Raw genomic sequence first — 12,884 nt, 5'->3', positions numbered from 1 at the left:
CTTCATCAATCTCCCTTCTTATAATAACTCCCTTGTGGCAAGGAAGGCACTAGCACATTCCTTTCAAGATTTCTAGTGCCATGGATGCCATGAGCTTATACCAGCTAACTAAAAGAGCTGCTTCAATGGAGACGTTCTTACACTTTAGCTAACGCTGACTCCCATTCTTTGAGTTCTCTTAAAGATTCTTTATAGTATCCTTTCACTACTTCTAAATAGTTCCCTCCCTTCATTGGCGTGAATGGGTCTGATCCTTCCGCCGTCATTTCCATGATGATTGGTCCTTCAAAAGCGATTTCATTTAAAGCATCCATTTGGCATTTTATATCGGAGTGCCCGTTACCTATGGCTTGTCTATTAGAATCCGCTACATGGTAAACACCTAGTTTTTCTCCAACATCCTTGATGGCCTGGATAGGGCATGCTTCATCGATATTCATATGATAAGCATCCAGCAGAACATAAAGATGCTTGCTGTTAACCTCATTAACTAGCTTTAATGCTTCCTGGGCTGTTACGATTTGGTGGTTTTCATAGCGGTTTAATACTTCAAATACCACTTCTATTTTCAGCTTTTCTGCTTTACTCATGACTTTCGATGAACTTTTAACCAGGAGATCCCAATCTTTTGTTGCGTCTCCGCATCCGCGTACTTTACCGACTTCCCCATGTAAACAAATTCTCTTAGCACCGAGTTTTGCTGCCCACTCGAGTAAATCCAGGAAATACTGGACTGCTTCAGAGCGAATGCTCTCATCATCACTTGAGATGTCTACGTTGTCTGGCGTTACCGATAATAGTTTCAGCTCATATTTTTCTAAAATTTTTAACACTTCTTCGGGGTCTTGTGATATATCCCCCTGGATTTCTACGCCGTCCACGCCAATTTCCTTAGCAGCCTTACATTTCTCTTCAAAGGATATTTCTTCACCAAACGTCCATAAACAAAGACCATAATCTCTAATCATTTTTCCCCTCCATGCACCTAAGAGTGTTTAAATCGATAAATTAAGTATTCGAGTAAGTTTTCAGCTTCACTCAATTTCTGCAGTGGATTCCCGCACAATGAGTGATGGGGATAATACGATGCGCTGTATCACTTTATCTGTTTTAGTGGTATTAATCACTTCTTCTACAAATAACTCAATAACTTTCTCACCCATTTGCTGAGCCGGCTGGGCAATAGTTGTCAACTGCGGATTAGTAATTTGAGCTAGGATACTATTATCAAATCCAATAACCGATAAATCTTCCGGTATTTTTAACCCTAATTCCTTTGCTGCCTGCATGACGCCAACGGCCAGTATTTCCGTAGAAGTAAAAACTGCAGTCGGCCTCTTTGCTTCAGACAATAATTGAAGCCCTGCCTCTTTACTTTCTGCTAAGCTGTGAGAAGAGTAGACGACACGCTCATCATTTAATGGTACATTTAACGATTGCAATCCTTCTCTGAATCCTACTAGACGCTGCTCTATCGAAGGAACACCTATATTTTCAACGATCATAGCAACTTCTGTGTGGCCTGATTGTGCTAAAAATGTCCCTGCTTCATACCCTCCTTGAAAGTCATCAACCATTACCGCATGTACTGGAAGATGCGGAACATCCCGTGTAAGCAGTACAGCCGGAGTTTTACTGTCTATCAACTTTTGAAGTGCACGCTTATTTTTTAAGCCTGTTGCGATGATGATCCCATCTAGATACTTTTGCTGGAGCATGGCAATATGCTCCTCTTCTTTATCAGGGTCATTATCCGTGCTACAGATGATGACGTTGAATCCTCTTTTTCGCCCACTGTCTTCGACCGCCCGAGTGACTTCAGCCATGAATGGGTTAGATATATCAGGTATTAATACCCCAATTGTTTTCATGGCTTTTTTTACCGACAAAACAACGCTAGGTTTGTAACCTAATTCCTCTATCGCGTCATACACCCGCTGCTTTGTTTTTTCATTAATATTTCCTTTCTCGTTGAGTACCTTGGAAACAGTCGATATGGCCACCTTCGCCTTTTCCGCTACATCATAGATCGTTACTTTCATAATAAGCTTCCCCCTTTCATTTGCTGCCTTGTTCATTCAACCAATGGTTTGGCTATATGGAGAAAGCAGCGTTCTAGTTTATGCTACTAAATTAACGCATAATTTTCGATCTTAACCGGACGATCGTTTTGTACCGACTCTATGCTTGCCAGTGCGATTTTCAACGCCCATCTGGCATCTTCAGCCGTTGCATATGGTGTCTTATTGTTAAGGACACAATCTGTAAAAGATCGCAATTCATCTACATACGCATCGAACAGCAGATTCTGGTCATAACGGCTCGTATCATAGCTGATGCCTTGTTTGTTATACCTTGTCATACTAGATTCCCGTATTCCTCCTGCCGTCATCATGCCTTCTGAACCAAAGACCTCCGCTCTAACGTCATAACCATAAACGGCCTGGAAATTAGCTTCCGCTGTAGCTAATGCTCCGTTATCAAATTTTATTGTCACGACAGCAGTATCTAATAACCCGCTCTTTTTTAGGTCCGGCCGGACCAATGCATCTGCAGCAGCGTAAACTTCTACAGGTTTTGCCCCGGGGTTTAAGTATCTTAAGGCATCAAAGTCATGAATTAATGTCTCTAAGAAAATGGTCCATTCAGGAATCGATTCAGCTCCGTTTAACTTAGGGTCTCTTGTAATTGATTTCAACAATTGCGGAGTCCCAATATAACCTGCTTTCACCTCCTCATGAGCAGCATTATAACCTTTTTCAAATCTTCGGTTAAACCCAACTTGCATCAACGTGTTGCTTTTCTCTAAAGCCTGTACAATTTCATCGGCTTTCTCCATATTGACAGCCATCGGCTTCTCACAAAATACCGCTTTCCCTTGTCTAATCGCAGCAAGCACATTGCTGGCATGTGTACGAGCAGGGGAAGCAATCACTACTGCCTCGACATTTTCGTCATTAATTAAATCAAGCGGAGCCGTGTATGCTTTTGAATTTTTATTTAGTTGTTGTGCTAACTTTTCAGCTGCGCCCAGCATTGGGTCTGCAATCGCATACAAATTAGCCTGTGGAATACGATCAGTGATAGTCTCTCCATGAAAAGCTCCCATTCTCCCAGCACCGATCAAACCTATGTTAAGTTCACTCATAACCCGCCTCCTGAATTTTGAATATTTAATTGATAATGAAAAAGGAAAGTTCTTTCCTTAATTAAGGAGTGTAAGCCATTACACTTCATTAGTCAAACGGTTTTTAAAATTATTTGATAAATTTAGGTGCCATTCCCATGCATACCATTTCTTACACTCCTTATACTATAGGGATTAGCAGATAAATGTCTTTTTTAAACCATTTTAAAAATAAGAAAGGGCTTTCCTTTTTTCTGCAAGTACTGCCCTTCTTCTTACCTTTTGTTATCTTTAGAAGCTCCCTTAAAAACTGCTAAATATCGGTACGATTAATAAATAGAGCAAGGCCTCAGCCCTGCTCTTTCTTCTTATTCTTCAATTTTTCCAGCAGTAGCTTTCTCCCGCCTCACTGCCGTTCCCTCTTTCTTAATTAACGCCTCTTTCACAGATCCATCGTCATTCCTGCAAGGTATGGATTAAGGCTGTTTCATCAATCGTAGCACCTCTGGAGGCATTGACTAGAATTGCATCCCTCCTCATTAAAGCAAACTCTTTTGCTCCTATAATTTTTTTTGTTTCTTCGGTAAGCGGGGTCAAAACAACAACGTAGTCCGATTTTTGAAGAAGCTGCTTGAGTGAAACGTACTTCGCTCCTAACTTCTCTTCAATATCCGTCTTGTGTGAACGGTTATAAAAAAGGATCTTCATATTAAAGCCTTTTGCCCTGCGCGCTACTGCTTTCCCTATTCTTCCCATGCCAATAATCCCTATTGTTGCCCCGAATACTTCCTTGCCAAGCATCAAACTAGGAAACCACTCCTGCCATTGTTCGGATTTAACATAATGATCCGCTTCAGCTACTCTTCTAGCAGCTGCCATCAGAATACTGAAAGTAAGGTCGGCTGTCGTTTCCGTTAAAATGCCGGGAGTGTTCGTTGCCATTACTCCCCGATTTGTCAATTCTCCAAGATCAAGATTATCGTAGCCAACAGCGATGTTGCATACTACCTTGAGTAGCGGAGTTCGCTCAAGAATTCTATCGTTAATCTTTTGTCTCGAATAACATAAAAGAGCGTTTGCTTTGCTCAAACCGTCCAAAAACTCCCCCTCAGATATCTTTTCTTCCTTATTACGATATTCTACGTTGCCATATTTTGCTGCAAAAATTGAATGACTTCCTCATCAATCCGATTGGGTACGAAAAATCGTGGTTCACTCATTTTTTCTCCTTTCTGCTCACTTAATTAATGTGAGTCTGCAATCAAATTGAGTCGTTTCGAATCGCAAACCTCCATGCACTTATGAAAGAGTATTCTGAACATTTAGAGCGAAAGGAACTACCACTCTACCAATACCGTCACCAGGGATAACACTGCAATTTCAAACATCTTCATTCCTGTTCCTCCTTTCGTTATTTTAATTTTAAGCGAGTTTTGTGACTGCTATCGTTGCAAGACTGATCTATCATCTTTTACCCGAAAATGACCGTGTTGCCAAAACATCATCAGATGTGTTTGATATACAGATTTTATTGAATTCCATCCAGGATTTCTTGTAAATTGATATCCCAGAGGACAGGAAGGATAAAATAGACTGATAAAACAATTGGCACAACTACAATCATGTTTATCCAAAATCCATTTTTAACTATCTGAAGAATTCTTATTTTCCCTGTTCCAATATAATAGCGTTCGGCGGTGTTCCAATTGGAAGCATAAACGCGAGGTTTGCAGCCATCGCACACGGTACCATCAGTGCATATGGGTGAATGTTTAATGCAATTGCTAATGAAGCTACCACCGGAAGAATCATTGTAGCTGTTGCCATGTTCGATGTAATTTCTGTGAGGAACAATACAACAGCGGTAGATACAAGAACAATAATAATAGAGTTCATCCTTCAAATACCTGTAATTGCTTGTCAATCCAACCGGAAAGACCGGTCGCAGTGAAACCTGCAGCCATGGTAAGACCACCCCGAACAAAAGCAGAACACCCCAGGGAATTTCCTTAGAATCCTCCATCATCAACTTTGGTTCATCCTACCTTTTTATTTTCTTCTAAATTATTAACATTTAAAGTACCTTCAGATTTAGAAACTAGTAAAGCAGCTGTAGCGTCTCCAACAATATTCGGTACAATTCTACCCATATTCATAATACGATCGATACCAGCTAATAATGCTACACCTGCCAATGGTAAACCTGCAGCCTCAAGTACAATTACAGACATAATCAATCCAGATCCAGGAATACCAGCAGTACCTATAGATGCTAACGTCGCGGTAAGCATTACCATTAATTGAGTTGCTATAGACAGTTCTACACCATACATTTGAGCGACAAAAATAACAGAAACCGCCTGATAAATGGCTGTACCGTTCATATTTATAACTGCTCCTAAAGGCACAGCAAAGTTTGTAGTATCTTCATCTGCTCCTAATCTTAAAGTAGCTTTTAAAGTTAAAGGTAGAGTTGCAACACTAGAGCAGGTTGCAAAAGCGAAAGCCATTGCATCTTTCATTTCTCGTAGAAATCTTATTGGAGATATTTTAACAACTCCGCCTACTAAAATTCCTGCTTGTACAATTACTAAAAATAAAATACAAGCCAGGAAAAGTGCGATAATTGCTTTAGCATAAGGGAAAAGTATATCTAAACCAGCATTCCCCACAACATCTGCCATTAAGCCAAATACTCCAATCGGAGTAAATTCTAAAACGATTTCTGTTAATCTCGTCATCAGATTTTGCCCTGTATTGAAAAAATCTCGTACTTTTTTTTTGCTTTCGCCCAATGCGTGGATTGAAAAACCAAGTAGAAGTGCAAAAAAGATAATTGGAAGTAAATTATTTTCTGCTAAAGCTTCAAAAATACTAACTGGAACAATATTCACGATTGTATCTACTATAGAAAATTCTTCAGCAGATTCGGTTACTTCCCCTGCATCACCCGGTGTTGGAATAGTTACTCCTGTTCCCACATTCAGCAGATTAGCAAAGAATAAACCTATAAGTATTGCAAATAACGTTGTTCCTAAGAACCACATGACGGTTTTTAATCCTATTCGACCAACCTTATTCCCCTTACCTATATTTGCGATAGCACCTACAATCACACAGAAAATTAAAGGGGCAACGACCATCTCTAGTAAATTCGTTAAAATAGTACCTAAGAACGCAAACATTGCCGCTTTTTCTTGGAGTATAAGACCTGCTATAATACCCAAGGCAAAACCAATCATGATTTTCGTAAATAAATTCATTTCCATAATCTTTTTAAATAAACTCTTTTTTTCATCAGATTTCTTTTCGCCCATAATGATTCTCTCCTTTCATATAATGAGTTAATAATCCATTATCCAACATTTAATTAAACATTTTTTATATACGTTAACAAAAAACATTTTGGCCTCCTTACTTTCATTCGAAACCGCTTACATTTTTGTGTCTATATAGTCAACGTATATAATATGGGGGCAAATTTGACTATGAAAAACGCCAATGTGCACGCTTTTAAGTGATAGAGGAAAGTATTCTTGCACTTTACCTTGCTTACAACAGCAATAAACCTTTCATTCATGCCAACTATTTAAAATTGTTCTTATCCCCAAACACAACATAAGAAACGATCATCGGACATAATTTTGTAGTTTTCCAATACCGCTTACCTCGATTTCGACAGTGTCACCAGATTGCATTGTACAGCTGCCAGAAGGGGACCCCGTTGCTAAAACATCCCCAGGTTCTAATGTCATAATTTGCGATAACCAACTAATTAAATATGGGATTTTTAACGTCATTTCACTTGTATTACCATTCTGCACAATTTTATCATTTAGCTTTGTTGTAATTTGCAAATTGGATGGATCAAGGCCCGTTACAATATGTGGACCGATTGGGCCGAATGTATCAAATCCTTTCCCCCTTGTGTATTGCGGGTCATCTCTAGTTAGGTCCCTTGCGGTAATATCATTAAAAATGGTACACCCAAAAACGTAATTCATCGCTTCCTCTTCTGATATGTTTTTTCCACGCTTTCCAATGATCAGCGCCACTTCCCCTTCTAACTGAACTTGGGAAGTCATGTTATTATCTGGAAGGACAATTTCTTCTTTATCTGCAATTAACGCAGATAATGGTTTTAAGAATAGAAAAGGTTCTTTAAGATGTGCTTTACCACCTGTTTCAATGGCGTGTTCAGCATATGTCCAACCAAAATTCACAATTTTGGTTGGCTGAACAGGTTCTAATATTTTCACATTGCTGTATTGATGCACGACTCCATCTTCCTTAAGATTTCCTTTTGTAATTTCTAAAAAATCACTTGATAATTGTATGATGTGGTCACCATCACATAATCCGTAATGTGATCGATCGTCGGTTAAATAACGAACAACTGTATGCGTTTTTGTTTTAAACAAATTACCATCTCCTTTTTGATCTACGCAAATTCATGTAATTTTATTTAAATTTTTATAAGGAGGTGAAAAGGGGCACACCCGGAAGATATACCCCTACTTAGATTTCAATAAAAATTCAATCTATTCATTTGAATTATAGTGTTTTTAATAGTTGATATAGGTCCTCTTTTGCTTCAAATCCAATACCTGGAGCATCCGGAAGACTAACATAACCATTATCTACAGCGTGACCATCCGCAAAGCCTCCAAAGGGTTGAAAAACACCTGGGTAGGATTCATTCCCAAATAGCTTCAAACCTGCTGCAATATTTAATGACATTTGATGACCTCCGTGCGGAATGCAATTTCTAGAAGACCAGCCGTTCTCTTCGAGCATCTTTAGAATCTTCATGTATTCTACAAGCCCATAGCTGAGTGCACAGTCAAATTGTAAAAAGTCTGTTTTAGGATTCATGCCCGCATATCGAATTAAATTGGTGGCATCCTGAACAGAGAAGAGATTTTCCCCCGTTGCAATGGCATTCGGGTAGACTTTTGATAATTCTGCTTGTAAGTGATAATCCAGTGGATCACCAACTTCTTCATACCAGAATAAATCATAGTCTTTAATGGCTTCACCAAACTGAATAGCTTCTTCCAAATTAAATCGCCCATTCACATCGACCATTAGATTTTGTCCAGTTCCGACAACATCAATAACAGCTTCGATCCGTTTAAGGTCTTCTTCGAGAGGGACACCTCCAACTTTCATTTTCACTTTTGAATACCCCATATCCAAATAGGATTTCATCTCTTCTTGTAATTCAGTAAGTCCCTTGTTTGGATGGTAGTACCCACCTGCCGCATATACAAATACTTTTTCATCAATAGTTCCATCTCCATACTGATCCGCAAGAAGTTTGTAAAGAGGGACATCCTCTATTTTCGCTACCGCATCCCACACAGCCATATCCAAGGTACCCACTGCAACAGTTCTTTCACCATGACCTCCGGGCTTCTCGTTCTTCATCAACACTTGATGTATTTTCTCTGGGGATAAGTTCGTGCCTGCATCATTGACAACTTCTTCCGAAGACGCTTCTAATAGACGGGGGATGAATCGTTCCCTCAATAAACCGCTTGGCGCATATCGACCATTGGAATTAAATCCATACCCCACTACAGGTTTGCCATTACGAACCACATCTGTTTCGACTGCAACAATGGAAGCATTCATTTTACTAAAATCAATGAATGCATTACTGATATTACTACTAATTGGTACGGCTCTTTCTTTGATATCTAATATCTTCATCCTAAAACCTCCAATAGTTTATTTAAGAAAAGAATACATTAACGTATACGTTAATGTCAATAAAAGTGTAAAATTTAAATAAAAAAGCTAATTGTTAATTATAATGTATACATTATTGCTGTTATCCCATAAAAAAAGACGCCTCTTTTTAAGAAACGTCATACAATGTTTTTTATATTTTTTTATTATTTTTGGACTTACTTTCAATAATTCCTAAAATCTCCTGGCCTCCTCGATGCCTGTGTGAATGCATTAGGATTTGGGCCGCCTTACTATCTTGCGCTCTCATTGCAGCAACTATTGCCCGGTGTTCCTTAATGGAACGAACAGGGAGCTCTCGATCATTAATGGTAAACAGCCTTGCACGATATAACTGGTCAGAATGACTATCCATTACACTTTTCAGCCGTTTATTCTGAGAGTAATCTACTATTAAATTGTGAAATTGATCATCTACATCCGCATAAGCCTTAAGATTATTTTCAAGCATATATTTTTCTTGGCTCTCAATAAGTGAATCAAGTATTTCGAGATGTCCCTCGTCCATATTTAATGTGGCTAGCTCAGCAGCCACTCCTTCTAGAGCTTCAGCTATTTTCCAAATTTGTTCAATATTTTCTTTTATTATTGGTTCAACACTAAACCCTTTTCGAGGAATTAACCTAATCCAACCATCCATTTCTAATCGTATTAATGCTTCACGAACAGGAGTACGACTCATTTCTAACATTTCCGCTATTTCACGTTCTAAAAAAGCTTCGCTAGGCTGTAACTGAAGATTTCTAATCGCTTTTCGAATAATTATATAAGCTCGCTGTGGCAAACGACCTTCATTTACTTCTTCTTTATATGATAATAAGGTTTTCTTTAAATCATTTTCATTGCTGCTATTTCCATTTTTTTCATTCATCGATCTCACCAAATTTCAATTAATTAAATCTTTTAATAGTATTATTACCTTTTATTTCCCCCCCTCAACAATCTAGACCTTTTCTGCAATCGTTTTTTTGGTCCAGGTGTGGGGAGATAATCGTTAACAAGACACATTAAAATACATTAACAGAAACATCTAACCCTCTGTCTACCAACACGATTTATTTTATTAAAAAAAATCGTGTTGCGCTTAGATGGGAACTCCTTACCCTTTAAGCAAATGGAAACATAAGTATATGAAATAGAGCATTAAATAAAGGAATCACTTTTTTATGTCATATGGTAAGTCGTTTTTGATACTGTAAACAGTATTCCTTGAGATGCCCACTTCCCTATGTATATCCATAACACTCTTACCGGTCATCAACAATTGTACCACTTGATCATAGATTATTTTGTCTTTTCCCGTAGCACCGGCATGGTAACGTTTCTTTCCGCCTTTAAACTTCCCTTGCGCTTTTGCAATTTCAATTCCTTCTCGTTGGGCAGCTCTAATGCGTTCTCGTTCTTCATCCACCATCCATGATAACAAAGTAAGTACGATATCAGACACCAGCTGGCCTACGCCTTCCAAATCTTTGTACTTTCTTGTATCAAGAATCGGCATATTTAAAACCACAATATCAATTTCTTCTTCCATTAAAGACTTCCATTCATTTCGAATGTCTTCTTTATTTCGGCCAAAACGACTAAGATCGTGAACGACGAGTACATCTCCAAAACGCATTTTAGATCGCATATCGTGAAAAACAGGCCGGTTTAGATCTTTTCCGGATTGCTTTTCTTCGTAAATACGTTCGCAGCCAAATTCCTCGAGCTCTTTTATCTGCCGAGACAAATTTTGATCTTTGGAACTCACTCTGGCGTACCCATAAATCATTCTCCTTCCTCCTAGTCATTGAACAAGTCTGTTTGAACACGTGAATACCCTGATTTTATCAGATTCCGATTTGTTTGTGCAGGGTGTACTTTATTTAAACAATTTTTAAAGAAGCTCATTTAAAATCAAAATAATAATCAAAACAAATAAAAAAAGCTGAGGATGACCCAGCTTTTACATTCTTAGGTTTCAATATACCTGTTCATCCTATAATTTCACTTTTTTTGAGAAAAAAGGTGACACCATTGCTATAAGTATCAATATGACAAGAGCAATTGAGATTGGTTTTGAAAATATATAGGTTATCATGTTGCCGTTACTCATTATTAAAGCCTGTCTAAAACCGTCTTCTGCTATAGGTCCTAAGATAATACCTAGAATAATAGGAGCAGGGTGAAAACCCGTTTTTCTAATCAAATAACCAATCAGCCCAAAAATCACCATTATCCATACATCGAACATATTATTTCGTATCGCAAAAGCACCAACAGTACTAAACACCACAATTAAAGGGGCTAACACTTTGAACGAAACATTAGAAATTTTGACAAAATACTTCGCTCCTAGTAACCCAATTATACCTACGAATATATTTGCAATAATAAAACCGAAAATAATAGAATACGTGGTATTTGCATGAGTTGTAAACAACTCTCTACCTGGATTGAGTCCTTGAATCATAAAACCACCTAGAAGAATGGCAGTCGTTGCACTGCCTGGTATTCCTAAAGTTAATGTAGGAATTAGTGAACCACCAGTTACCGCATTATTTGCAGCCTCTGGGGCTGCCACACCTTCTATAGACCCTTTCCCAAATTCATTTTTGTTTTTTGAGAACCGTTTTGCCTCATTGTAACTAATCCAAGAAGCAATATCTCCTCCAGTACCCGGAAGCATTCCAACAAAGGTTCCTATTCCTGAAGAGCGTATTATATTAATGAAAATCATTTTAAACTCTCTCAAAGTCGGAAGGACTTTTCCTGTTACTTTCTGAATCACCTGTTTAACGTCTTTATGTCCCCGTTTTTCTGATTGAATCAATACTTGAGAGATAGAAAATAGACCAATCATAGCAGGAATAAGAGGCATGCCAGATTCAAGAGTTGTGACACCAAACGTAAATCTAGGATTTCCAGTAAAAGCGTCTATCCCTACTGTTCCTAAGATTAAACCGAAAACGCCTCCGGTAATGCCTTTTAACATTGAGTTACCAGCTAAGCTTCCTATACATGAATATTTATGCACACATGACCAAAAAAATGGAAGAAAAAGCTTCCCACAAGTTCAGCGAACTCATGAGAAGCCCTTTCTAATATCCCTTTCAATTATAAAATCTCTCGCAAAACTTTCAGAGTGAACTCGGCTATACCTTTTCCCAAAACTCAGAAAATTTGTGTCTTGTGTTTCTCATTAGTCCAAACTTTATCAGTTTTTTAACATATACAATTACTGTCAGCTAAAATAAGCAATTCTTTAGTTTAGTTGTTCCAAATACAAATGAAATTTTAAATTTGAATTGCCAACTATGCTGTATTTTTTTACCTCATTAAATTACATGAAAAGAGAGGAGGGTATATATGTCTGACGGATATGGTGGTGGATTCGGACGCGGGAGTAACTTTGCGCTTATTGTCGTCTTGTTTATTCTTTTAATTATTGTAGGTGTTAGCTTTGTGAAATATTAAAAAACTTTTTAAGGCAAAGGACGTCGTCTTTTGCCTCCTTCATCATGAGGGATATTTTGGAAGAAGAGAGTCAGCAAACAACTTATCATAGCAGGGAGAATATTAAACTATATCAGTAATCTAGTGAAAACGTGTTTTTTTGAATTGACATGCCCTTTTCAAGTACTTTTCTTATTTAAAGTCATATATTAAACTACACCTACAATAATGAGCCAAATGAACAAGACAACAATTGACAGCCTAACCATCCTATTGGATAACTTCTTACAGAGGCTGGGACAAAACCCAGTAATTAAAAAGAGTGGTCCTCGCCAATACGTTGGTGAGGACCACTCTTTTTAATAAAATGCTAAAATAAAGTACGCAAAAAGGATACCTTCTGATAAAGTTAAAGTAACGACACAAAAACAGTATCGGAGGTATCCCTTATGTTTAAACATTATACCATGAATCAAGTCATTTTGCCGTTAGATTTGGAAATGAAACTTCAAGAAAATGATATAGCTTATGCCGTCAACGATGTTGTGGAAACGATTTCAGATGA

Annotated in this window: 12 protein-coding genes; 1 reads left to right on the top strand and 11 read right to left on the bottom strand. The window is 38.0% G+C overall.

Annotation, left to right across the window (positions count from 1 at the left end; translation table 11 throughout):
- Window positions 1–137: 137 nt before the first annotated feature.
- The 11 genes from FZF09_RS00060 to FZF09_RS00010 form a co-directional block, all read right to left on the bottom strand.
- Window positions 138–968: a sugar phosphate isomerase/epimerase family protein gene (locus FZF09_RS00060; protein ID WP_158734539.1), complete on the bottom strand. Its 831-nt coding sequence runs from the start codon at window positions 966–968 to the stop codon at window positions 138–140.
- A 66-nt stretch (window positions 969–1,034) separates the two neighbouring features.
- A complete protein-coding gene (locus FZF09_RS00055) occupies window positions 1,035–2,042 on the bottom strand; it encodes a LacI family DNA-binding transcriptional regulator (protein ID WP_158734538.1) in 1,008 nt (335 codons plus the stop codon).
- 86 nt (window positions 2,043–2,128) lie between these two features.
- Window positions 2,129–3,148: a Gfo/Idh/MocA family oxidoreductase gene (locus tag FZF09_RS00050; protein WP_158734537.1), complete on the bottom strand. Its 1,020-nt coding sequence runs from the start codon at window positions 3,146–3,148 to the stop codon at window positions 2,129–2,131.
- 435 nt (window positions 3,149–3,583) lie between these two features.
- Window positions 3,584–4,225 carry an NAD(P)-dependent oxidoreductase gene (locus FZF09_RS00045; protein WP_483296077.1) on the bottom strand — a complete coding sequence of 214 codons (642 nt, stop codon included), beginning with the start codon at window positions 4,223–4,225 and terminating at the stop codon, window positions 3,584–3,586.
- Between the two features lie 564 nt (window positions 4,226–4,789).
- Window positions 4,790–5,023, bottom strand: coding sequence for an SLC13 family permease (locus FZF09_RS23240; RefSeq protein ID WP_370514404.1), 234 nt, complete (start codon window positions 5,021–5,023; stop codon window positions 4,790–4,792).
- A gap of 140 nt (window positions 5,024–5,163) precedes the next feature.
- Complete coding sequence (locus tag FZF09_RS00035; protein ID WP_199256735.1) at window positions 5,164–6,444, bottom strand: dicarboxylate/amino acid:cation symporter; 1,281 nt, start codon at window positions 6,442–6,444, stop codon at window positions 5,164–5,166.
- A 312-nt stretch (window positions 6,445–6,756) separates the two neighbouring features.
- Complete coding sequence (locus tag FZF09_RS00030) at window positions 6,757–7,548, bottom strand: fumarylacetoacetate hydrolase family protein (protein WP_199256734.1); 792 nt, start codon at window positions 7,546–7,548, stop codon at window positions 6,757–6,759.
- A gap of 133 nt (window positions 7,549–7,681) precedes the next feature.
- A complete protein-coding gene (locus FZF09_RS00025; RefSeq protein ID WP_158734536.1) occupies window positions 7,682–8,842 on the bottom strand; it encodes a mandelate racemase/muconate lactonizing enzyme family protein in 1,161 nt (386 codons plus the stop codon).
- A 172-nt stretch (window positions 8,843–9,014) separates the two neighbouring features.
- Window positions 9,015–9,752: a GntR family transcriptional regulator gene (locus tag FZF09_RS00020; RefSeq protein WP_158734535.1), complete on the bottom strand. Its 738-nt coding sequence runs from the start codon at window positions 9,750–9,752 to the stop codon at window positions 9,015–9,017.
- A gap of 285 nt (window positions 9,753–10,037) precedes the next feature.
- Window positions 10,038–10,655 (bottom strand): recombinase family protein, encoded by a 618-nt coding sequence (locus FZF09_RS00015; protein ID WP_158734534.1) that lies wholly within the window; start codon window positions 10,653–10,655, stop codon window positions 10,038–10,040.
- 207 nt (window positions 10,656–10,862) lie between these two features.
- Window positions 10,863–11,858 carry a tripartite tricarboxylate transporter permease gene (locus tag FZF09_RS00010; RefSeq protein ID WP_233269348.1) on the bottom strand — a complete coding sequence of 332 codons (996 nt, stop codon included), beginning with the start codon at window positions 11,856–11,858 and terminating at the stop codon, window positions 10,863–10,865.
- Between the two features lie 374 nt (window positions 11,859–12,232).
- Here FZF09_RS00010 and FZF09_RS00005 point away from each other — a divergent pair, with 374 nt between their 5' ends.
- Complete coding sequence (locus FZF09_RS00005; RefSeq protein WP_158734532.1) at window positions 12,233–12,340, top strand: YjcZ family sporulation protein; 108 nt, start codon at window positions 12,233–12,235, stop codon at window positions 12,338–12,340.
- The last annotated feature ends 544 nt before the right edge of the window (window positions 12,341–12,884 follow it).

The organism is Alteribacillus sp. YIM 98480 (assembly GCF_009765375.1).
In the GTDB taxonomy this organism is placed as follows: domain Bacteria; phylum Bacillota; class Bacilli; order Bacillales; family Marinococcaceae; genus Alteribacillus.
The sequence above is the reverse complement of the archived record's forward strand: the minus strand, read 5'-3'. Positions and strand labels throughout refer to the sequence as shown.

What these genes read in the sequence shown, in the direction of transcription:
- FZF09_RS00060 (WP_158734539.1), bottom strand. Translation starts at nt 968, where the DNA reads ATGATTAGAGATTATGGTCTTTGTTTATGGACGTTTGGTGAAGAAATA.
- FZF09_RS00055 (WP_158734538.1), bottom strand. Translation starts at nt 2,042, where the DNA reads ATGAAAGTAACGATCTATGATGTAGCGGAAAAGGCGAAGGTGGCCATA.
- FZF09_RS00050 (WP_158734537.1), bottom strand. Translation starts at nt 3,148, where the DNA reads ATGAGTGAACTTAACATAGGTTTGATCGGTGCTGGGAGAATGGGAGCT.
- FZF09_RS23240 (WP_370514404.1), bottom strand. Translation starts at nt 5,023, where the DNA reads ATGAACTCTATTATTATTGTTCTTGTATCTACCGCTGTTGTATTGTTC.
- FZF09_RS00035 (WP_199256735.1), bottom strand. Translation starts at nt 6,444, where the DNA reads ATGGGCGAAAAGAAATCTGATGAAAAAAAGAGTTTATTTAAAAAGATT.
- FZF09_RS00025 (WP_158734536.1), bottom strand. Translation starts at nt 8,842, where the DNA reads ATGAAGATATTAGATATCAAAGAAAGAGCCGTACCAATTAGTAGTAAT.
- FZF09_RS00020 (WP_158734535.1), bottom strand. Translation starts at nt 9,752, where the DNA reads ATGAATGAAAAAAATGGAAATAGCAGCAATGAAAATGATTTAAAGAAA.
- FZF09_RS00015 (WP_158734534.1), bottom strand. Translation starts at nt 10,655, where the DNA reads ATGATTTATGGGTACGCCAGAGTGAGTTCCAAAGATCAAAATTTGTCT.
- FZF09_RS00010 (WP_233269348.1), bottom strand. Translation starts at nt 11,858, where the DNA reads ATGTTAAAAGGCATTACCGGAGGCGTTTTCGGTTTAATCTTAGGAACA.
- FZF09_RS00005 (WP_158734532.1), top strand. Translation starts at nt 12,233, where the DNA reads ATGTCTGACGGATATGGTGGTGGATTCGGACGCGGGAGTAACTTTGCG.